The sequence below is a fragment of the Litoreibacter janthinus genome (assembly GCF_900111945.1).
Classification (GTDB): domain Bacteria; phylum Pseudomonadota; class Alphaproteobacteria; order Rhodobacterales; family Rhodobacteraceae; genus Litoreibacter; species Litoreibacter janthinus.
The window spans coordinates 1-22,479 of the sequence record NZ_FOYO01000004.1; the positions used below are offsets into that span (position 1 = coordinate 1).

Below are 22,479 nucleotides of genomic sequence, written 5' to 3' on the forward strand. Positions count from 1 at the left end.
ATCGCTGCCGTCAACGTCGTCTTGCCGTGGTCAACGTGACCAATCGTGCCGATGTTTACGTGCGGTTTGTTACGTGCAAATTTTTCCTTAGCCATGATGGCCTCCTGTTTCTGTCTTGTGCAAGCGGCGGGTCGCGCCCGAAGCCTTACGTGTGAAACGATGCGCGCCCAAGGCGCGCATCGGGGTTATGCAAATTTGGCCTGAATCTCGTCAGAGATGTTGGACGGCACTGGCTCGTAGTGATCGAACTGCATGGTGAAGTTCGCACGACCCGAAGACATCGAACGCAGAGTGTTGATGTAGCCGAACATGTTCGCCAGTGGCACGAAAGCGTCGATAGCAATCGCGTTGCCGCGTGTATCTTGACCTTGCACCTGACCACGACGGGATGTCAGGTCACCAATGATGCCGCCGGTATACTCTTCAGGTGTCACCACCTCGACCTTCATGATCGGCTCGAGCAACTTGGCGCCCGCTTTTTTCATGCCTTCGCGCATACACATGCGGGCAGCAATCTCAAAGGCCAGAACCGAGGAGTCCACGTCGTGGAACTTACCATCGATCAGGGCAACCTTGAAGTCGATCACGGGGAAGCCTGCCAGCGGGCCGCTATCCATGACGGAGTTGATACCTTTTTCAACACCAGGGATGTATTCCTTCGGAACAGCACCACCAACGATGCGGCTCTCGAAGGAGAACCCTTCGCCAGGCTCTGTCGGAGAAATGACCATTTTCACTTCGCCGAATTGACCAGAACCACCCGACTGCTTCTTGTGGGTGTAGGTATGCTCGACTTCGCGAGAAATCGTCTCACGATATGCAACCTGCGGCGCACCAATGTTGGCTTCCACTTTGAATTCGCGCTTCAGGCGATCCACCAGAATGTCGAGGTGAAGTTCGCCCATGCCTTTCATGATGGTTTGACCGGACTCGATGTCGGTTTCCACACGGAAAGATGGATCCTCGGCAGCCAGACGTTGCAGACCCAGAGACATTTTCTCTTGGTCGGCTTTGGTCTTGGGCTCGACGGCGATCTCGATCACAGGATCAGGGAACGACATCGTTTCCAGAACAACCTGATCTTTTTCGTCAGACAGGGTGTCACCAGTTGTGGTGTTCTTCAGGCCAGCAAGCGCAATGATGTCACCAGCAAATGCTTCAGTGATCTCGTCTTGCTTGTTGGAGTGCATCATAACCATACGGCCGATACGTTCCTTGTTGCCTTTGGTAGTGTTCACCAAGTTGTCACCCTTGGCGAGTTTGCCAGAGTAAATACGGGTGAACGTCAAAGTACCCATGTAAGGGTCGTTCATGATTTTGAACGCAAGGCCGGAGAACGGCATGTTGTCGTCAGCGCGGCGCGGGATATTCCGAACTTCTTCTTCGTCGCCGGGCGCAAAGCCCATGTAATCGACAACGTCCAGTGGGGACGGCAGATAGTCGATAACGGCGTTGAGAAGCGGCTGAACACCTTTGTTCTTGAACGCAGAGCCACCCAGAACTGGAACGAATTTCAGCGCCAAGCAACCTTTGCGCAGCAAGGCACGCAGTGTTTTCACGTCAGGCTCGGTGCCTTCCATGAGATATGCTTCCATCGCGTCGTCGTCCATTTCGACGGCAGCTTCGATCATCTTCGCACGCCATTCGTCAGCTTGCGCCTTCAAACCGTCGCGGATCGGAGCTTTGATCCAAGAGGCACCAAGGTCTTCGCCCTGCCACAGCCACTCTTCCATGGTCACGAGGTCGATCAGACCTTCGAGTTCGGTTTCGGCACCAATTGGGATACCAACCGGAATAGCGGTTGCACCGGTACGGTCTTCGATCATGCGAACGCAGTTGAAGAAGTCCGCGCCGATCTTGTCCATTTTGTTAACGAACACGATGCGTGGAACTTTGTAGCGGTCAGCCTGACGCCAAACAGTTTCAGTCTGCGGCTCAACACCAGCGTTACCGTCAAGAACGGTCACGGCGCCATCGAGAACAGCCAAGGAACGCTCAACTTCGATCGTGAAGTCAACGTGGCCCGGGGTGTCGATGATGTTCATGCGGTGCTTCAGAGAGTCAGGCTCAATGCCGTTCTCAGTACGCTCCCAGAACGTGGTTGTTGCAGCAGAAGTGATCGTGATGCCACGTTCCTGCTCTTGCTCCATCCAGTCCATGGTCGCTGCGCCATCGTGCACTTCGCCGATGTTGTGGGATTTTCCTGTATAGAACAGGATACGTTCGGAACAGGTGGTTTTACCGGCATCAATGTGCGCAATAATACCGAAATTCCGGTAGCGTTCGAGGGGATAGTCGCGTGCCATATCAGATGCGCTCCCTTACCAGCGATAGTGGCTGAACGCTTTGTTAGCGTCGGCCATTTTATGGGTGTCTTCACGCTTCTTGACGGCTGAACCACGGGAGTTCACGGCATCCATCAATTCGCCTGCAAGACGCTCTTCCATGGTGTTCTCATTGCGCGAACGCGCAGCTTTGATCAACCAACGGATTGCCAGGGCTTCGCGGCGCTCTGGGCGCACTTCGACTGGAACCTGGTAGGTAGCACCACCGACGCGGCGCGAACGCACTTCGACGGAAGGTTTGATCAGCTCAAGAGCTTCGTGGAACACTTCCACAGGAGCTTTCTTCAGCTTGGCTTCAACGCGATCAAACGCGTTGTATACGATACGTTCGGCGGCAGATTTCTTACCATCGATCATAAGGTTGTTCATAAACTTGGTCAGAACGCGGTCGCCAAATTTGGCGTCCGGCAGAACTTCGCGTTTTTCGGCGGCGTGACGACGAGACATACTCTATCTTCCTCTTACTTAGGACGCTTCGCGCCGTATTTCGAACGACGTTGCTTACGATCTTTAACGCCCTGGGTATCCAGAACACCGCGAAGGATGTGGTAGCGAACACCTGGAAGGTCTTTTACACGGCCGCCACGGATCAGAACCACGGAGTGTTCCTGAAGGTTGTGGCTTTCACCCGGGATGTAAGAGATGACTTCGAACCCGTTGGTCAGGCGCACTTTTGCGACCTTACGCATAGCGGAGTTCGGTTTCTTTGGTGTCGTTGTATACACACGGGTGCAAACGCCACGCTTCTGCGGGCATTGCTCCAGGTGCTGCGACTTGGATGTTTTACGTTTCGGCTGCCGCGGCTTGCGGATCAGCTGTTGAATCGTTGGCATTGAGGACTTTCCCCTTCGTTGCAACTTCGTTTGGGGCGCGCGTCCCCGGCTTAATGTCACCCCGAACGGGGCGTCTTATTCGTTTTTCGCATTTGCGCGTCCACAAACACAAAGACCCGCAGCGGGTGACCCTACCTGGGATCCGCGCGGTGGATTTACAGAGGATCGGGACGAATAAGTGTCCGGATCGTGACCACTAAATTTTGAGTGCAAGCCGAGCGTTCCCCGACCTGATTGCGCGCGTAATAGGTGGAGTCGGGTGGGGTGTCAACAGCCCGCCACTGGAAGTGCCCCGTAAACCGAAGGCAGAGCTATCTCGGACGCAGGCCCGTATGAACTTTTCGGGCAGTCGCCCGCTCACGGTAAAGCGTAAACAATCCTGTCGCGACCACAATCCCCGAGCCCAGCAAAGTCAGCGCGTCGGGCCAATCACCGAATAAGATCAGCCCGAGAAGAAGTGCTGCGACCAGACTGGTATAGCGAAAAGGCGCTACAAAACTGATCTCGCCTGACCGCATCGCTGAAACCGAGAAGATATAGCCGCCGATCACAAAAAAGCTGGCCCCGGCGAGCCACAGAGCCGACATCGTACTAACTGGCTGCCAAGCCTGCGTTACACTTCCCACCGCCCCTAGCGACGCCACCCCGACCGCCGCTGCGAGTGCAATCGTCATCGACGGCACCGCCGCGGAAATCCGGCGCGCGCACAGGTCGCGCACGGTGACGCAAGCGACGGCAAGAAGCACGTAGATGGAATAAATTGAAAAGCCGCTCCCCTCTCCGAATAGGAAAGGTGGCTGTAGGATCAAAAGCACACCTACAAAGCCAACAAGAATTGCGGTGAGCCGCTTCCAGCCAACAGCTTCGCCCAAAAACAAAGCCCCCGCGAGGGTCACAGTTAAGGGAAGGGCCTGCAAAATAGCTGTTACATCCGCAATCGGCAGGTGGAACAAGGCGGAGATAAAGAAAAAAGCTGCCCCGATTTCGACGGCAGTCCGCAAACCAATCAAAAATTGGTCTCGGGGCGCGATGCGCGTGCGGAATGCCCCCCCTCTCCACGCCATAAACCCGAGAAACACAATCACAGCAAGCGAACGCAAAACTAATGCCTGAAAAAGAGGAATCTCTCCTGATAGCGACTTCATGCAGGCGTCGTTCAAGGTGAACGCCGTCATCGAGCCCATCATAAAAACTGCGCCGCGTGTGTTGTCTGAGAGTGCCATAGAATCGCAGCTATCACTGAATGCGGGCCCTGAATAGAGCCTGATTGCCACCGTTATTGGCCAAGGACGAACAGTGCTGCCTTCGGTGAAAATGGAACTTCGACGAGGCTGCCGCGTTGTCGTTGCATATGAGGTGCATCATTGCGCCGTAGACAAAATCGAATGGAGATACCAATGTTTAAGAAACTTGTAGCCCCCACCGCCGCAGCTGTTCTGCTCGCAAGCACCGCAGCCTTTGCCGAGACAACAGTGCGCAATGTGCAGGTCGACGTAGACCTCTCAGCGATCCAGAATGAAGCTGCCGCCGCCTATTGGACAAGCGTTGCAGGCGACCTGGAGACGGCCATTGTCGCCCGTCTGACTGACCAGATTGCCGATGATGGCGCAACCGTCACGGTCGACATCGACGAATTGTCGCTGGCAAATAGCTTCCAGTCCGTGCTTGGCATCGAGAAGTCCGAATTGTCAGGATCCGTCGCCGTAAACAATCTGCAAGATAACTCGGAGCATCAAGCATATGAGCTGACCGTTTCGTTTGAGCCGGCTCCGATTGTCTTGTCCCCAGACGCGGACCTGCTGTTCATCACGCGCAGCACTTCACAATACTACGCAGACATGGTCTCGACCTTTGCGGAGCATGTGACAGACAAACTCCAATAACAACGAGCATCTGAAAGAAAAAAAGGCCCCCACCGATTGCTCGGCGGGGGCCTGTTCTTGTTCGAAAAGACCTCGATTTATTCGTCGCGGCTTTCTGGTGTTTCCACCATGATCGTGTCCATTGGATCCTCCATCGGAGCTTCCTCTGGTGCTGCCAGCGCAAGCGCGGCTTCCGCCTCAGCCTTGCGGGCTTCGATCACAACATTATCGCGCTCTGCAGCGATACGACGCATTTTCTGCGTAGCACCACCGGTACCGGCTGGGATCAAACGACCCACAATGACGTTCTCTTTCAGGCCGATAAGCTTGTCACGTTTGCCCATGGTAGAGGCTTCGGTGAGCACGCGGGTCGTTTCCTGGAAGGACGCGGCAGAGATGAACGAACGCGTTTGCAGCGACGCTTTGGTAATACCAAGCAGGATTGGCTCGCCTGTGGCAGGTTCGCCGCCTTTGGCGATGGCCTTTTCGTTGGCAGCATCAAACTCGGCTTTGTCGACATGCTCGCCCTTGAGCAGCGTGGTCAGACCGGAAGACTGAACCTCCCACTTCTGAAGCATCTGACGAACGATAACCTCGATGTGCTTATCGTTAATCTTCACGCCTTGCAGACGATACACGTCTTGGACTTCGTCGATCATGTAGTCGGCCAGAGCCTCCACACCCATGATGGCGAGAATGTCATGCGGCGCAGGGTTGCCGTCCATAATGTAATCGCCCTTTTGGACGAAGTCGCCTTCGGCCACAGGGATGTGTTTGCCCTTCGGCACCATGTATTCGACTTTAACGTCGCTATCCTCGGAGGACTCAATCGCGATGCGGCGCTTGTTTTTGTAGTCCTTGCCGAAACGAACATAGCCGTCGATTTCCGCGATGATGGCGTGGTCTTTGGGGCGGCGTGCCTCAAAGAGCTCGGCCACGCGAGGCAGACCACCGGTGATGTCCTTGGTCTTGGCACCCTCACGCGGGATACGGGCAACCACGTCACCGGCTTTGATGTCCTGACCATCTTCGATGGACAGAACAGCATCCACGGACATTGGATAGGTGGCAGGGTTGCCATTCTCCAAACGAACCGGCTCGCCATCTGGGCCTTCGATGATCACTTCGGGCTTCAGGTCGTTGCCTTTTGGTGCCGCACGCCAGTCGACCACGATCTTCTGGGTCATGCCTGTCGCGTCATCGGTCTCGTCTTTAACGGCAATGCCGCTGACGAGGTCGACAAAACGGGCCTTACCGTCTTTTTCAGCGATGATCGGCAGGGTGTAAGGATCCCATTCGAACAGCTTATCGCCGCGCGCAACCTTAGCGCCGTCTTTAACGTGCATCTTGGAGCCATAACCGATTTTGTGGCGGGCACGCTCGGTGCCGTTCTCGTCGGTGATGGTCAGCTGCATGTTACGACCCATGACAACTTGCTCGCCTGCAGCGTTTTCCAATATGGAAGCGTTTTCAAACGCAACCACACCCTCTTGCGAGGCTTCCAGGAAGGACTGTTGGCCACCTTGCGCAACACCGCCAATGTGGAACGTCCGCATGGTCAGCTGGGTACCTGGTTCGCCGATGGACTGTGCGGCAATGATGCCGACGGCTTCACCGGTGTTCACCAAGGTACCACGGGCCAAGTCGCGGCCGTAGCACATGGCGCAAACGCCTTCTTCAGCTTCACAGGTTAGCGGCGAACGCATCTTGGCGGTTGGAATGTCAGCCGCATCAATTGCATCTGCCTTACGCTCGTCAATCAGCTCGTCACGGGCGACGATGATTTCGTCCGTGCCGGGCATCAGGATGTCTTCAGCAGCAGTCCGGCCTAGCAAACGCTCGCCAATGGATGCGACAACTTCACCGTCATTCACAGCCGAAGAGGCGTTGATGAAGTTCTCTGTGCCACAGTCATGCATGCGAACGATACAGTCCTGCGCCACGTCAACCAGACGACGGGTCAGATAACCCGAGTTAGCTGTTTTCAAAGCGGTATCCGACAGACCCTTACGGGCACCGTGGGTGGAGTTGAAGTACTCCAACACAGTCAAACCTTCTTTAAAGTTCGAGATGATCGGTGTTTCGATGATCTCGCCGTTCGGCTTGGCCATCAGACCACGCATACCGCCCAACTGCTTCATCTGAGTAACCGAACCACGCGCACCGGAGTGAGCCATCATGTAGACCGAGTTCGGCTCGTTTTGCGAACCGTCCTCAGCCCGACCGGAGTCGGAAATGTTGGCCATCATGGCGTCGGTGACCTGGTCGTTACACTTCGACCAAGCATCGATGACTTTGTTGTACTTCTCGCCCTGAGTGATCAGGCCGTCCATGTACTGCTGTTCAAACTCTTTGACCTGCGCGCGGGTGCCATCAACGATGGGCCACTTGCTGTCTGGGATAATCATGTCGTCCTTGCCGAACGAAATCCCTGCTTTGAACGCTTCACGGAAGCCCATGGTCATGATCTGGTCACAGAAGATCACAGACTCTTTCTGGCCGCAGTAACGGTAGACAGTATCGATGACCTGCTGAACTTCCTTCTTACGCAGAAGGCGGTTCACCAGCGAGAACGGAGCTTTTGCATTCAGCGGCAACAACGCGCCCAGACGAATACGACCAGGAGTAGTTTCGAAGCGCGTCAGCACCTCGTTACCTTCGTCGTCGATTTGCGGCAGGCGAGCTTGAATTTTGGCGTGCAGGTGCACTTCGCCAGAATCCAGTGCATGCTGCACTTCGTCCACGTTCGAGAAGATCTTGCCTTCGCCGTGCATGCCTTCACGTTCCATGGTGATGTAGTAGAGACCAAGGATCATATCCTGCGATGGCACGATGATTGGTGCACCGTTTGCAGGGGACAGGACGTTGTTGGTCGACATCATCAAGACGCGTGCTTCCAGCTGGGCCTCAAGGCTCAGAGGAACGTGCACAGCCATTTGGTCGCCGTCGAAGTCAGCGTTAAAGGCCGAACAAACCAGTGGGTGCAGCTGGATAGCTTTCCCTTCGATCAGAATCGGCTCAAACGCTTGGATGCCAAGACGGTGCAAAGTCGGCGCACGGTTCAGCATGACCGGATGCTCGCGGATAACCTCGTCGAGGATATCCCACACTTCGGGACGCTCTTTTTCGACCAGTTTCTTCGCCTGTTTCACTGTGGAGGACAGACCTTTGGCCTCCAGACGCGAGTAGATGAACGGCTTGAACAGCTCCAACGCCATCTTCTTGGGAAGACCACATTGGTGCAGCTTCAGCTCCGGGCCGGTCACAATGACTGAGCGGCCAGAGAAGTCGACGCGCTTACCCAAAAGGTTCTGGCGGAAGCGACCTTGCTTACCTTTCAGCATGTCGGACAAGGACTTCAGCGGGCGCTTGTTGGCACCCGTGATGGTCCGGCCGCGACGGCCGTTGTCGAACAATGCGTCCACAGATTCTTGAAGCATACGCTTCTCGTTGCGCACGATAATGTCCGGCGCGCGAAGCTCGATCAGGCGCTTCAGGCGGTTGTTTCGGTTGATCACACGGCGATACAGGTCGTTCAGGTCGGACGTCGCAAAACGTCCGCCATCCAGTGGGACCAACGGGCGCAGCTCTGGCGGGATCACAGGAACCACAGTCAGCACCATCCACTCTGGGCGGTTGCCGGACTCTAGGAAGTTCTCGACCAGTTTCAGACGTTTGATGATTTTCTTGGGCTTCAGCTCACCGGTGGCCTCTTTGAGGTCTTCACGCAGTTGGTCAGCTTCCGCTTCGAGATCAATCGCAGCCAGCATTTCGCGGATCGCTTCAGCACCGATATTTGCGGTGAAGGCGTCCATGCCATAGGCGTCTTGCGCGTCAAGGAATTCCTCTTCGCTCATCAGCTGGCCATAGGTCAGGTCGGTCAGGCCCGGTTCGATCACGACGTAGTTCTCGAAATAGAGAATACGTTCCAGATCGCGCAAAGTCATATCCAGCATCAGGCCGATCCGCGATGGAAGCGACTTGAGGAACCAGATGTGCGCAACTGGGGCTGCCAGTTCGATGTGGCCCATGCGCTCGCGGCGCACTTTTTGAAGCGTAACTTCGACGCCACATTTCTCGCAGACAACGCCGCGATACTTCATACGCTTATATTTGCCGCACAGGCATTCGTAGTCCTTGATCGGGCCAAAGATGCGCGCGCAGAACAGACCGTCACGCTCTGGTTTGAACGTCCGGTAGTTGATGGTTTCCGGCTTTTTGATCTCGCCGTAGGACCAGCTCAGGATGCGCTCTGGGGAAGCCAGCGAAACTTTGATTTCGTCAAAGCTTTTTGGCGGAGCGATCGGGTTGAACGGGTTGGTTGTCAGTTCCTGGTTCATTTTGCGTCCTTACAAATTAGGGGATGGGTTGAGTGGGGCGCGAGCGCCCTACTCCTCCTCCGCATCCAGGAGTTCCATGTTGAGGCCGAGGCCCCGCACTTCTTTTACGAGAACGTTGAACGATTCCGGGATACCGGCCTCGAAGTTGTCCTCGCCCTTGACGATCGACTCGTAGACTTTCGTCCGGCCAGCCACGTCGTCTGATTTCACCGTCAGCATTTCCTGCAAGGTGTAAGCGGCGCCGTAAGCTTCCAGAGCCCAGACTTCCATCTCCCCGAAACGCTGACCACCGAACTGGGCTTTACCACCCAGCGGCTGTTGCGTGACGAGCGAGTATGGCCCGGTAGAACGTGCGTGGATTTTGTCGTCCACAAGGTGGTGCAGTTTCAGCAGGTACTTCACGCCAACGGTAACCTTACGGGAGAATTGCTCCCCCGTGCGGCCGTCGAACAGGACCGATTGGCCCGACGTGTCGAAGCCCGCTTTGGTCAGCGCCTCATTGATGTCACTTTCTTTGGCACCGTCGAAAACTGGCGTGGCGATCGGGACACCGCGGCGCACGGCCTCGGCGGATTCGATCATGTCAGTTTCAATCATGCCGCCGAAAGCGTCATTATAGGTCTCTGCGCCATAAGCGTGCTCCAGAGCTTCACGCACAGGCTGGCTGTCGCCAGAGCGCTTGAATTCTTCCAAAGCGTCGTCGATTTTCAGACCCAGACCGCGAGCGGCCCAACCCATGTGGGTTTCAAGAATCTGACCGACGTTCATACGCGAAGGCACGCCCAGCGGGTTCAGACAGAAATCAACGGGAGTACCGTCTGCGAGGAACGGCATGTCCTCCATTGGCACAACCTTGGAAATAACGCCTTTGTTGCCGTGACGACCGGCCATCTTGTCGCCCGGTTGCAGCTTACGCTTCACCGCGACGAACACTTTGACCATTTTCATCACACCCGGTGGCAAGTCGTCACCGCGGCGAACCTTCTCGACCTTGTCCTCGAAACGTGCCTGAAGCGCGTTCTTTTGTGCTTCGTACTGGCTGTTCAGTGCTTCAACCGCTGCCGCTTCTGTCTCTTCTTCAAGAGCCAGCTGCCACCATTGACCACGAGACAGCGTCTCCAGCAGCTCGGGGGTAATCTCCGAATTTGGCTTAACGCCCTTCGGCCCCTTCACGGCCTTCTTGCCAAGGATCATCCCTTGCAAACGCGCGTAGATGTTGCGGTCCAGAATGCCCATCTCGTCATCACGGTCACGGGCAAGGCGCTCGATTTCCTCACGTTCGATTTGCAGCGAACGCTCGTCCTTTTCAACGCCATGACGGTTAAAGAGGCGAACCTCCACAACTGTCCCGAAATCGCCCGGCTTCACGCGCAACGAGGTGTCACGCACGTCGGAGGCTTTCTCGCCGAAGATGGCGCGCAGAAGCTTTTCTTCCGGCGTCATTGGGCTTTCACCCTTAGGCGTGATCTTACCAACCAGAATGTCGCCCGGCTCCACGTCGGCGCCGATGTAAACGATGCCGGCCTCGTCGAGGTTGCGCAGCGCTTCTTCACCGACGTTAGGGATGTCGCGAGTAATTTCTTCTGGGCCAAGCTTCGTGTCACGCGCGGCGACTTCAAATTCCTCAATATGGATCGAGGTGAAGACGTCGTCACGCGCAATGCGCTCGGAGATCAGGATGGAGTCTTCGTAGTTGTAGCCGTTCCAAGGCATAAACGCGACGAGCACGTTCTTACCAAGAGCCAGCTCGCCCATGTCTGTCGACGGGCCGTCAGCGATAACTTCACCAGCGGAAACCACATTGCCAACTTTCACCAGCGGACGCTGGTTGATGCAGGTGTTCTGGTTGGAGCGCTGGAACTTACGCAGACGGTAGATGTCCACGCCCGGATCGCCGGGCTCCAGATCATCGGTGACCCGTACAACGATACGTGTTGCGTCCACTTGGTCGATGATGCCGCCACGATGGGCCTGAATGGCCGCACCAGAGTCGGTTGCAACAACGCCTTCGATACCGGTGCCCACGTACGGAGCATCAGCTTGAAGCAGTGGAACAGCCTGACGTTGCATGTTCGAGCCCATCAGAGCGCGGTTAGCGTCGTCGTTTTCAAGGAACGGGATCAACGATGCAGCGACCGAGACCAACTGCTTTGGCGACACGTCGATCAGGTCCACATTAGCGTTGCTTTGCAGCATGTATTCGCCGGACTGACGTGTCGAAACCAGATCGTTCACGAACCTCATGTTTGCGTCGAGGTTGGCGTTCGCCTGAGCCACAGTGTGGCGCATTTCCTCAGTGGCGGACATGTATTGCACATCATCCGTCACGACACCGTCCACTACCTTACGGTATGGAGTTTCGATGAAGCCGTATTTGTTCACGCGGGCGAACGTTGCAAGTGAGTTGATTAGACCAATGTTTGGCCCTTCCGGCGTTTCAATCGGACACATACGACCGTAGTGCGTTGGGTGCACGTCGCGCACCTCAAAGCCGGCACGCTCACGTGTCAGACCACCTGGCCCAAGCGCAGACAGACGACGCTTGTGCGTGACTTCCGACAGCGGGTTGGTTTGGTCCATGAACTGCGACAGCTGCGAGGAGCCGAAGAATTCACGCACCGCAGCAGCCGCTGGCTTGGCGTTGATCAGGTCTTGCGGCATGACCGTGTCGATTTCGACAGAGGACATCCGCTCTTTGATCGCGCGCTCCATGCGGAGCAGGCCAACGCGATACTGGTTTTCCATCAGCTCGCCAACGGAACGCACGCGACGGTTTCCAAGGTGGTCAATATCATCGATATCGCCACGGCCATCACGCAGGTCGACCAGTGCTTTGATGCACGCAATGATGTCTTCGCGGCGCAGTGTACGCACGGTGTCTTCTGCGTCTAAATTAAGACGCATGTTCATCTTCACTCGGCCCACAGCGGACAGGTCATAGCGTTCGCTATCGAAGAACAGGGTTTCGAACAGCGCGGAAGCGGATTCAACGGTGGGTGGCTCACCAGGGCGCATAACGCGGTAGATGTCCATCAGCGCAGTGTCGCGGCTGAAGTTCTTGTCCACAGCAACGGTGTTGCGGATGTATGGACCGACGTTGATGTTGTCGATGTCGAGCACAGGAATGCTGGTTACGCCGTTGTCGAGCAGCGTCTTGAGTGTGCCGCCAGAAACTTCGTCGTTCTTGTCCAGTTCCCATGTCAGCTCATCACCAGCTTCGATCCAGATTTCACCGGTTTCTTCGTTGATGATGTCTTTCGCAACGAAGCGACCCATGATGGCTTCGAATGGCAGAAGCACATTCTCAACATTGCCTTCTTCGATCAGCTTTTTGACAGCGCGCGGGGTGACCTTCTTGCCAGCTTCGGCGATGACTTCACCGGTTTTGGCGTCGACGATGTCCCTCGTAGGCTTGGTGCCCTTGATGCGCTCTGGGAAGAACTTGGTGGACCAGCCACCCTTCTTCACCTGCTTGAATTCAACTGTGTCGTAATAGGCATCCATGATGCCTTCCTGATCTAGCCCCAGTGCATAGAGCAGGGTCGTCACTGGCAGTTTGCGGCGGCGGTCGATGCGCGCAAAAACAACGTCTTTGGCGTCAAATTCGAAGTCCAGCCACGAGCCGCGATATGGGATGATGCGGCAAGCAAACAGCAGTTTGCCCGAGGAGTGCGTTTTGCCTTTGTCGTGGTCAAAGAACACGCCGGGAGAGCGGTGCATCTGGGAAACGATAACACGCTCGGTGCCGTTCACAACGAACGTCCCGTTGGGAGTCATCAGAGGCATATCGCCCATGAAGACGTCTTGTTCTTTGATGTCCTTGACCGATTTCGCGCCTGTATCTTCGTCGATATCAAACACGATCAGACGGAGGGTGACCTTCAGCGGAGCGCTGTAGGTCATGTCACGTTGCTGACATTCCTCAACGTCGTATTTCGGCTTTTCGAGCTCGTATTTCACGAACTCCAGAATTGCCGTTTCGTTGAAGTCTTTAATCGGGAAAACCGACTGGAAGACGCCCTTGATGCCTTCGCCGTCCATCGGTGCCAGCTGGTCGCCGGACTTCAGGAAGAGATCGTAGGATGATTTCTGCACTTCAATAAGGTTCGGCATCGCCAGAACCTCGTTAATTTTGCCGAAATATTTACGGATGCGTTTTTGACCAACGTATGTTTGAGCCATGCTCGTCAAAGCCTTTCAATTTCCTCGGATATGTCACCCCGGGGCCGGGTGGCATGCCACTTGGATCAAGGAGGTAAGGTTCCATACTTGCGCGCCTTCCCACGGGCGCGCTCCCGAACCTGTACCGCTCCTTAGAAAAAGCTCTAAAACAAGAGCCCTGTCTGAGACGCGGAAAGCTGGACCCGGAATTAACCCGGATCCAGCTGTTCTTATGGCTACGCAGCTTAGCTGCGCTGCAATTACTTGAGCTCGACTTCGGCGCCAGCTGCTTCCAGCTTGCCTTTGATCTCTTCTGCTTCGGCCTTGTCGACGCCTTCTTTGACAGCTTTGCCGCCAGCTTCGACCAGGTCTTTTGCTTCTTTGAGGCCCAGGCCGGTGATGCCGCGGACTTCTTTGATGACGTTGATTTTCTGTGCGCCAGCGGCGACCAGGATCACGTCAAACTCAGTTTTCTCTTCTGCTGCTGCGCCAGCACCGTCTGCTGGGCCAGCCATCATTACTGCGCCACCGGCTGCAGGCTCGATGCCATACTCGTCTTTGAGGATGGTTTTCAGTTCTTGTGCTTCGAGAAGGGTCAGACCAACAATCTCTTCAGCCAGTTTTTTCAGATCAGCCATTATACTGTTTCCGTTCTATTAAGTTGTGTTCCAACGTGTAGGTTTCAACCCCACGAAGGTATCTCCCGAGGATCAAGCGGCTGCTTTTTCCTCGATGGTGCTGAGAATGCTTGCCAAGTTCGAGGCAGGTGCGCCAATCGCGCCGGCGATGTTCGAAGCAGGGGCGCCGATACAACCCACGATGGAAGCAATAAGCTCCTCGCGGCTTGGCATGGCGGCCACGGCTTTAACACCAGCGACATCCAACGCGCTATCGCCCATGGCCCCACCAAGAATAACGAGCTTTTCGTTATCTTTGGCATAGTCGTTCACCACTTTCGCGGCGGCAACTGGGTCCTCAGAATAGGCGAGAACGGTCATCCCTGTCAGGTATGTTGCAATGCTTTCGCATGGCTTACCTTCGAGGGCGATTTTGGCGAGCCTGTTCTTGGCGACGCGTACAGACCCACCAGCTTCGCGCATACGCGCACGCAGGTCTTGCATCTCAGCAACCGTGATACCCTCGTAGTGGCTAACCACTACGACGCCAGAGCTTTCAAAGATTTGGCCGAGTTCGTCGACCAGCTTCTCTTTTTGTGCTCTATCCACAGTTTCACTCCAATTGTGGAAGGTTACCCTTCCGGCTCAGTCTACCGGATTACTCCGGCGGTTGGGTCCATCGTACACGGGACGCCCGAACCGCCCAGAGCTTGTCGCCCTCGGTCAATCTGGTCTGATCCCGTCTCAGGCAGGAATTAAAGGGGTTTAAGGCCCCAACCCGCCATCTCGGACGAAACGCAAAAGAGCGCGTGACGAATCGCGCGCTCTAGAGCATGTGGTCAAGTAGTCCCGTCAGGCGGGAATGCCAACCCCATTGTTCATCTTTTCGTAGGAAAACGCGATTTTTCTTCCGCGTCAGGCCTGCAAGAGCGGCTGGGTGTTTTTCGCATGACGGGAGACTAGCTCGCGCATCTGCTGCCCTTTGGGGATAATCCGGGCTGGATTGCTCGCCGAATACAGCAATTCCGGGAACAACGACTGGATTTCTTCTAGTGCCTCCGAGCCAATCGCCTGTCGCGCCATAGGACCCGTCAACAAGGACTCTGACGGGGCACCTTCGGCAAAAACGATCTCATGGCGGCCCATCAGGATGTGATAATAGGTCACCGTGATCATATCTTCGGCATACGCGATGCCCGGCAAGCCCAAGAGCTTTTTTGCCGGGATCAGGACTTCCTGAGCACCCGCAACGCGCTTGGCGATGTTCGAACTGACCAACATGCGGTGCTGCGGGGACACGATCAAGTCACGCACCGGAAGCCCGAGACCCAAGGCTCCCTTCTCGATCCTGATGGGAGTGTTCTTTCCCAATGCCGCGCGATGAGCCGTGCCGATCCATCGGATGCGCTGGAACCCGTGGTCGCGCGTGACCAAAAGATCGCCTTTTGAAAGGTCTTCGATTGCGATCTGCCCCGTCGGGGTCGCCAATTGTGCGCCCTTAGTGAAGCAAGTAACGAAGTTGAATGTCTCACGGGTGCCCGTCAGACCGGAGTATGAATTACCGACAAGGCTGTCGAGGCTAACGGAGCGGATCGCCTGCGCCTCGAGCGCTGCCTGGTCCGCGTTGGCAGAGAACTCCGGCGCCAGATAGGTGTTACCAGCCGTGTCCTGAAAAATTACAGCGGAGATGGTGGCCGTCGTCCCGTCGATATAGGTGATGGTGGCGTTGTAGATTGAAGTCCCGTCAAAGGTCTGCGCGGCCCCGCCGTTAATCGAGAAAGTCTCGTTCGCGGCGGAATTGTTCATGTCGTAGGCAGTCGTATTGCCGCCCCCAAACCCGCTACCGCTTGGCGAGAAGCTTTGAATGCTGTTGACCAACGCATTGCCTGCACTGCCAAAGGTCTGCCCCACCAAAGCCGACGCGTTTTCGGCTACAGTGTTGCCCTCGGTAGGGTCAATGCTCGCCAGATTTCCTAGCGATATTACGTTAAACGTCGTTGGCATATGGCATGCGCCAATTCTTGGCGCCCTTTTTTTAACTACTCGACACGCAACAATTTGAGGCTCGATTTTCCGAGTCTCGACAACTTAAGTAAAATTGAAACGTGTCATGACAATGGTAGCATCGGACCGAAAGCCTAACAATGTCAGGGCATGATTCTGGCCACCCGACATCCAAGATGTGAGAAACAACTTAGCCATCTGATTTTAAAACAAAAAAACGGGCCCGAAAGGGGCCCGTTTCACTCGCCACATTGTGGCGTCACTTTGGGTGATTAATTCCCCGTAGCGCTATCTACGGAAATTGTGATGCCTGGACCCATTGTGGAGCTCAGTGCGATCTTCTGCATGTAGCTGCCTTTTGCGCCCGCTGGTTTGGCTTTTGCAACGGCATCGATGAACGCGCGAACGTTTTCGATCAGCTTGTCTTCGCCGAAGGAGGCCTTGCCGATACCTGCGTGTACAACACCGGCTTTTTCCACCTTGAACTGAACTTCGCCGCCTTTGGCTGCTTCCACGGCTGCTTTCACATCCATGGTCACGGTGCCGACCTTAGGGTTCGGCATCAGGTTGCGAGGGCCAAGCACTTTACCCAAACGACCAACGATTGGCATCATGTCAGGTGTAGCGATGCAGCGATCAAACTCGATCTTGCCGGATTGCACGATTTCCATCAGGTCCTCTGCGCCCACGATATCTGCGCCAGCCGCTTTGGCTTCTTCAGCTTTCGCGTCACGAGCGAACACAGCAACTCGCATGGTTTTGCCGGTGCCGTTCGGCAGAGCAACGACACCACGAACCATTTGGTCTGCGTGACGTGGGTCAACGCCCAGGTTCATTGCAATCTCGACAGTCTCGTCGAATTTGGCTTTGGCGTTGTTCTTTACCAGAGCAACAGCTTCTTCCACCGTTACGTCGCGCTTGCCAGCGAATTGCTCACGAGCGGCGGTAGTGCGTTTTCCGTATTTAGCCATTACTTCACCTCGATGCCCATAGAACGGGCGGAGCCCAGAATGATCAACATTGCGGCTTCAATATCGTTCGCGTTGAGATCTTTCATTTTCGCTTCGGCGATTTCTTTCACCTGAGCTGCGGTCACGTGGCCAACCACTTCGCGCGAAGGGGTTTTGGCGCCGGACTTCAGCTTGGCAGCCTTTTTCAGGTAGTAGGACGCTGGTGGCGTCTTGATGTCCATCGAGAAGGACTTGTCCTGATAATAGGTGATCACGGTTGGGCAAGGCGCACCTGGCTCCATATCCTGCGTCTTGGCGTTAAACGCCTTACAGAATTCCATGATGTTAATGCCGCGCTGACCCAATGCTGGGCCTACGGGTGGGGATGGGTTGGCTTGACCTGCAGGAACCTGCAGCTTCATCGTGCCAGCGATCTTCTTGGCCATTGGCCTTCTCCTTTTTCAACACCCTCGGGTCGCGACCGTCGGGCTAGTGGTTGCCGTGGTCCGGGTCGCAGCACGCGTGCCGCTCGCCTCCCACGCGATGCACATCAGGATGTCTTGGTGACCTGTGTGAATTCCAATTCGACCGGCGTAGCACGGCCAAAGATCGAGACAGTCACCTTCAGGCGCTGGTTCTCGTCGTCTACTTCCTCGACCATACCCGAGAAGCCCTCGAATGGACCGTCGGTGACATTCACGTTCTCGCCGATGTCGAACACGATGGTCGAACGTGGTGCCTCTGCGCCCTCTTCGACGCGTCCCAAGATCGCCTGAACCTCTGCGTCACGCATTGGCATCGGTTTACCTTGTGGACCGAGGAATCCGGTGACGCGGTTGATCGAGTTAATCAGGTGGTAGCCGCGGTCGGACATCTCCATGCGCACAAGGACGTAGCCAGGCATGAAACGGCGTTCAGCGGTAACTTTCTTGTTGCGACGAATTTCAATAACTTCTTCGGTCGGAACCAAGACTTCATCGATTTCATCCTGCAGGCCATTTTCTTCAACAGCCGCGCGAATTTGTTCCGCGATCCGCTTCTCGAAGTTGGACAGCACAGATACCGAATACCACCGTTTTGCCATCTTGCCTGCGCCTCTATCTGTTCCGGCTAAGCCGGTAAGTTCCAATACTTTCAGCGCAATACACCGAACTTGTCGGTGGCGTTCGCCGAAACGAAAACAGCGCGCATCTCGAATCGATACGCGCCATGTGTCCGTGTTGAGCGCTGCATTACGCCGCGAGCGCCCAAGATTCAAGGGGTTGCCCTTCGATTTAACGATCTACAGTCTTTGTTGTACGTGTCAACTATTGGCCCGCGTCAGTGCCTGTTCGAGGTCGTAAATCAGATCGTCAGCGTCTTCGATCCCGATCGAAAGACGCAACAAACGAGGGTGCACAGGGAAGCCTTCACCCGACACAGTTTTGCGATGCTCGATTAGGCTCTCGACTCCGCCCAGCGAGGTCGCGGGATAGAACACCTCGCAAAAGCGGGTAACGTCTATTGCTGTCGTCTCGGAGCCTTTCACGATGATCGACATCATGCCACCAAACTGGCCACCAGTCTGCTTCTTGGCAACCTCATGGCCAGGATCAGACGGCAATCCCGGATAGAGTACCTTTTCGACATGAGGGTGACCGTCAAAGTGCTTAGCGACGGCGATAGCGTTCTGGCACGACCGCTCAACCCGCAGAAACAACGTCCTCATCCCGCGGATCAGCAACCAAGCATCAAAGGAATGCAGGACCGTGCCTTGAAGCTTGCGAACCATGCAGATTTCGTCCCAGAACTGCCCCGTTTCGCGCACCGACAACACACCAGCGGTGACATCTGAATGACCGTTCAGATATTTCGTGGCTGAATGGAACGAGATGTCCGCGCCAAAATCCAGCGCGCGCGTCAGGTTTGGTGGCGTGCCGGTGCAGTCTGTCAGCAGTTTTGCCCCCGCCCCGTGCGCGATCTCAGCGGCCCCTGCGATGTCCGTGACCTCCCAATCGGGATTGTTTGGCGTCTCGACCCAGACCAGATTGGTTTTACCGGGGCGCACAGCAGCCGCAAGCTCATCAAGATTGCCGGCGGTATAATAGGACACTTCGATGCGGCCGTTTGCTTCGTAGTTCTGAATTTGCGCAAGAACGCCATGATACATGACCCGTGGGGCGACCACGTGCGCACCAGTTGGCAGATGCTCGATCACAGCTGTGCACGCAGACATGCCCGACGCAAACAAAAGGGACTCCTTCGCCCCTTCCAACTCTGCGATCACGGCCTCAGCCTGCGCAGTTGTCTGGCTCCCGTCACGGCGATACCAATATGGCTTGCGAACTTGATAGTTCTCATCCCGCGCATATGTCGCGGCAGGCTGTATCGAAGGGATGACCGCACCGGTTTCCGCCTCGACGAAGTGCAAAGCCTGAGTAACACGCGTGACGAGCGAGGGCGTGCGGTTGCTTTTATCGGTCATGGTATCGTCGCCTTTGATGGGAAATCTTGGCGCGATCTGACTTGAAAACACGAGGCTCCGCCAGCGCTTTTTCAGCTGGCGCTTCCAGCCAGGAATCTAAGGCTGGAATCGCAAAGTGGCCTAGAACAGGCCGAAGATACTGTTCAGGCCGGTGCGAATGCCGATATCAACGAACGAGAAGAAGATCGCTGTGATCGTGGCCAAGATGAACACCATAACGGTCGTCAGCATGACTTCGCGACGCGTCGGCCAAACAATCTTCGAGACCTCGCCGCGGACCTGCTGGATAAACTGTGCTGGATTCGTGCGTGCCATGATCGGACCTTTGGTTGCGTTCAGGGGTCAGTTACGTCCACTTTGCCCGCATTGCAAGAGGGCGGCGCGCGAAACGTGGTCAAGATGCCGCTCCATCTATCGCCGTCTGCGGAATCGTATCGGCCTCTAACTACTCTGCTCAATCGTCGTCGCGCAGTCTCGCGAACTGGTCGATCACCATTTGCATATAGGGCGTGCCGTCGGGGTGGATGCCATCCAGAACCTCGTCCACTTGCGTCACGTGCCCCTTCACCTTGGTATCTATCAAGGTAACAGGTGCGCCGACTTGCTGGGCGCGTGCAGCGCCCAATTGCGCGTTGCTCAGGTCAATGATCCGGTCATTGGGGCCGTGAAACATCAAACACGGTGGCCCATCCGGCTCAAGCCGCCACGGCTGAACAATAGCGGAAGAGATCGCCACGACTGTGTCCGGCCGAGAAACACGGCGAACCCAAGGCATCGGAGGATAAGCCAAAGCCAATCCAGCGATACCTCCAGCCGAAATTCCCAGAACTCCCAATTTGCGCGAGGCGATACCAAGGCGTTCACCTTCGACCCAAAGATATTCGATCGCATTGGACATATCCTCCATCGCCGCCATGAAAGATGCGCCATAGAGATTTGGCGAAAGGGTCAAACCGACCTTCTCGGTTCGCGCAATTTGCGCTTCGATATGAGCAACATCTTCTTCCGAAAACGCGTCGTTTTCTGTCCGAAGTCGGTAGCTGATCGATGCCATGGCAAATCCGGCTTCGGTCAATTTCAATGCAAAATGACCAGTCTCCACGTGCGCCCGATGTCCGCGGCGGAAACCGCCGCCATGCGCATAAATCACGCAGGCATCGGCAGTCAGGCTGTCAGGAAGATAAAGGTCGAGCGCCAGTTGATGGCGCGGGTCGTATACTATGTCTGAGACACATTTCATGAGTGGCTAGCATAGCCCCTTACTCAAAACAACTAAATGGCAGGGGCTGAGGGACTCGAACCCACGACCCTCGGTTTTGGAGACCGATGCTCTACCAACTGAGCTAAGCCCCTGCACTTAATTATGCGGTGTTATTAAAGCAGAGGTAGCTTTGCAAGGGATCATCTTCACTATCAGCTCAGTTTTGGCCCTCTGTCCGCCTGCGAGGGGACCAAGCAGACAGAGGTGCCACCTGTCATTGGCGAGGAAGCCCTGACAGGATAGAAACCAGCGCATCAAGCTGTGCATCAGACAGAGTCTCCAAGTCGGTTGGCTCGGCAACTCCGGAAGAGCCCGCTACTGCGGGCAGCGCGGACAGGCTGAGAGCCACACCAAGCGCTAGAAACAGATTTCTCATCGTTGTGTTCCTTTCGATGAACACTCGATTCCCTTCGAGTCAGGATCGAACCGCAAATGGCTCGGTACTCTCATATGTGGTTCGGCGAAGGTCGATTTGAAGACACGATCGGCTCGCGTCGGCTCACACACAAGTGAGCGGAACAAATGCAACTACCAGAACCACTGTATGCCTCTGTAAAATATAACTTTTCCTACTCAAGAGACGCGGACTCCGATGAAGAGTAGCATTGCACACACAATGTGCATTTGTGCGTTTTCAAAGGCACAGTGGCCTAACTGAACGATGCGGCAAGAAGAGTCCTATTTTCCGATAAGGGAACCCATTTTGCCGAACCGGCTCAAGCAACCCTTCGTGACGTCGATGGCAATCTAGGCGGAGGCCCGCCAGATCCTGGCGCGCCTCCGCCTAGAGTCTAGGGTGCACACTTCGCCAATGCAGATAGATCTGCACCGCATATTGCCGCCTCATGGTCCAAAATTCGGTCAATCGGCCAATCCCACCACGCGAGCGACAGCAAGGTAAGGACAGTCTGCGGATCGAACCGCATCCGTACCACGCGCGCTGGATTGCCCGCAACAATCGCGTAGTCGGGGATATCCCCCGAAACTACGCTGCCTGCTCCTACAATCACGCCGCAGCCAATCTTGGCACCCGGTAGAATACGAGCGCCCTGTCCGATCCATACATCATGTCCGATCACGGTGTCTGCGCCGGCTTCGGGCATTGAAGGTCGGTTCTTGCGGCCCCCGCCAAACGCCATGAACGGGAAGCTGGTGAAGCCGTCATACCGGTGATTGGCCGAGGACGTGATAAATTGAACACCGTCAGCAAACTGGCAGAACTTTCCGATCACCAACCGTTCGGGCGAGAACGTGTACAAATAAGGCGCGAGATGTCTGGCCCAATCGTCGGGCGGGTGATGTGCGCTTGCATAGCTGTAGGCACCAACCTTGAAGCGGGGATGGTCTATCGCGGGTTCAAGGAACACAGTTCCCGCGTGGACGGTGCCGTCTGGCAAAACTATGGGAAAGCGCTCGGATGGCGCAGGAAAACGGTCTGACATTAGGCAAGCCTTTCGAGATCTGGGAAATGAGTTCAGTCAGATCGCGGCGTTGTTCATGTCACCCTCCATTGGTTGTGCTCGTAACTTAGCACAGGATGGAGGTGCAAAAAAGGCCGCCCCGTTTCGGAGCGGCCTTTTCTAATCATTAACAACCGAGTGGGTTCTCATTGCTCTTGCGAGCAACTGCCACCCACGTGGCG

The 22,479-nt window shown here is 55.6% G+C and carries 19 protein-coding genes and 1 tRNA gene; 1 reads left to right on the forward strand and 19 read right to left on the reverse strand.

Translation table 11 applies throughout. The features are described from left to right. The 5 genes from BM352_RS18860 to BM352_RS18650 form a co-directional block, all read right to left on the reverse strand. The coding region (locus BM352_RS18860) for a GTP-binding protein (RefSeq protein WP_139229758.1) at positions 1-95 on the reverse strand (95 nt) is incomplete at its 3' end. 90 nt (positions 96-185) lie between these two features. Then, entirely contained in the window at positions 186-2,306 is a 2,121-nt protein-coding gene (gene fusA, locus BM352_RS18635) for an elongation factor G (protein ID WP_090220738.1), read from the reverse strand. 15 nt (positions 2,307-2,321) lie between these two features. Then, positions 2,322-2,792 carry a 30S ribosomal protein S7 gene (gene rpsG / locus BM352_RS18640; protein WP_090220741.1) on the reverse strand — a complete coding sequence of 157 codons (471 nt, stop codon included), beginning with the start codon at positions 2,790-2,792 and terminating at the stop codon, positions 2,322-2,324. A gap of 14 nt (positions 2,793-2,806) precedes the next feature. After that, entirely contained in the window at positions 2,807-3,178 is a 372-nt protein-coding gene (gene rpsL / locus BM352_RS18645; protein WP_089949183.1) for a 30S ribosomal protein S12, read from the reverse strand. Between the two features lie 311 nt (positions 3,179-3,489). Further along, the gene (locus BM352_RS18650) at positions 3,490-4,401 is read right to left on the reverse strand and encodes a DMT family transporter (protein WP_090220743.1); all 912 of its coding nucleotides are present in this window, start codon (positions 4,399-4,401) and stop codon (positions 3,490-3,492) included. Positions 4,402-4,575: 174 nt separating this feature from the next. Between BM352_RS18650 and BM352_RS18655 the strand changes: the two genes are divergently transcribed. Continuing rightward, a complete protein-coding gene (locus tag BM352_RS18655) occupies positions 4,576-5,061 on the forward strand; it encodes a hypothetical protein (RefSeq protein ID WP_090220746.1) in 486 nt (161 codons plus the stop codon). A gap of 77 nt (positions 5,062-5,138) precedes the next feature. Here BM352_RS18655 and rpoC read toward each other — a convergent pair whose 3' ends face one another. The 14 genes from rpoC to BM352_RS18720 form a co-directional block, all read right to left on the reverse strand. Continuing rightward, positions 5,139-9,380, reverse strand: a complete 4,242-nt coding sequence (gene rpoC, locus BM352_RS18660) for a DNA-directed RNA polymerase subunit beta' (RefSeq protein ID WP_090220748.1) — start codon at positions 9,378-9,380, stop codon at positions 5,139-5,141. Positions 9,381-9,428: 48 nt separating this feature from the next. Further along, positions 9,429-13,562, reverse strand: a complete 4,134-nt coding sequence (rpoB, locus tag BM352_RS18665; protein ID WP_090220750.1) for a DNA-directed RNA polymerase subunit beta — start codon at positions 13,560-13,562, stop codon at positions 9,429-9,431. A gap of 239 nt (positions 13,563-13,801) precedes the next feature. Beyond that, positions 13,802-14,179 (reverse strand): 50S ribosomal protein L7/L12, encoded by a 378-nt coding sequence (gene rplL / locus BM352_RS18670; protein WP_090220753.1) that lies wholly within the window; start codon positions 14,177-14,179, stop codon positions 13,802-13,804. Positions 14,180-14,251: 72 nt separating this feature from the next. Further along, entirely contained in the window at positions 14,252-14,767 is a 516-nt protein-coding gene (rplJ, locus tag BM352_RS18675) for a 50S ribosomal protein L10 (protein WP_090220755.1), read from the reverse strand. Positions 14,768-15,073: 306 nt separating this feature from the next. Beyond that, entirely contained in the window at positions 15,074-16,162 is a 1,089-nt protein-coding gene (locus BM352_RS18680; protein ID WP_090220758.1) for a Hint domain-containing protein, read from the reverse strand. 272 nt (positions 16,163-16,434) lie between these two features. Continuing rightward, a complete protein-coding gene (gene rplA / locus BM352_RS18685) occupies positions 16,435-17,133 on the reverse strand; it encodes a 50S ribosomal protein L1 (protein ID WP_090220760.1) in 699 nt (232 codons plus the stop codon). Continuing rightward, entirely contained in the window at positions 17,133-17,558 is a 426-nt protein-coding gene (rplK, locus tag BM352_RS18690; RefSeq protein ID WP_090220762.1) for a 50S ribosomal protein L11, read from the reverse strand. Before rplK ends, rplA begins: the two co-directional genes overlap by 1 nt. 104 nt (positions 17,559-17,662) lie before the next feature. Then, the gene (nusG, locus tag BM352_RS18695; RefSeq protein WP_090220765.1) at positions 17,663-18,196 is read right to left on the reverse strand and encodes a transcription termination/antitermination protein NusG; all 534 of its coding nucleotides are present in this window, start codon (positions 18,194-18,196) and stop codon (positions 17,663-17,665) included. Between the two features lie 219 nt (positions 18,197-18,415). Beyond that, on the reverse strand, positions 18,416-19,576 hold the full coding sequence (locus BM352_RS18700) for a trans-sulfuration enzyme family protein (protein WP_090220767.1): 1,161 nt from the start codon (positions 19,574-19,576) through the stop codon (positions 18,416-18,418). A gap of 120 nt (positions 19,577-19,696) precedes the next feature. Next, positions 19,697-19,891, reverse strand: a complete 195-nt coding sequence (gene secE / locus BM352_RS18705) for a preprotein translocase subunit SecE (protein WP_090220770.1) — start codon at positions 19,889-19,891, stop codon at positions 19,697-19,699. Positions 19,892-20,030: 139 nt separating this feature from the next. Continuing rightward, positions 20,031-20,816 (reverse strand): alpha/beta hydrolase, encoded by a 786-nt coding sequence (locus BM352_RS18710; RefSeq protein WP_090220773.1) that lies wholly within the window; start codon positions 20,814-20,816, stop codon positions 20,031-20,033. 37 nt (positions 20,817-20,853) lie between these two features. Next, positions 20,854-20,929 (reverse strand) — tRNA-Trp (locus tag BM352_RS18715). A gap of 122 nt (positions 20,930-21,051) precedes the next feature. Beyond that, positions 21,052-21,213 carry a hypothetical protein gene (locus tag BM352_RS19055; RefSeq protein WP_175500744.1) on the reverse strand — a complete coding sequence of 54 codons (162 nt, stop codon included), beginning with the start codon at positions 21,211-21,213 and terminating at the stop codon, positions 21,052-21,054. A 415-nt stretch (positions 21,214-21,628) separates the two neighbouring features. Further along, complete coding sequence (locus BM352_RS18720) at positions 21,629-22,279, reverse strand: CatB-related O-acetyltransferase (protein ID WP_090220775.1); 651 nt, start codon at positions 22,277-22,279, stop codon at positions 21,629-21,631. Positions 22,280-22,479: the final 200 nt, after the last annotated feature.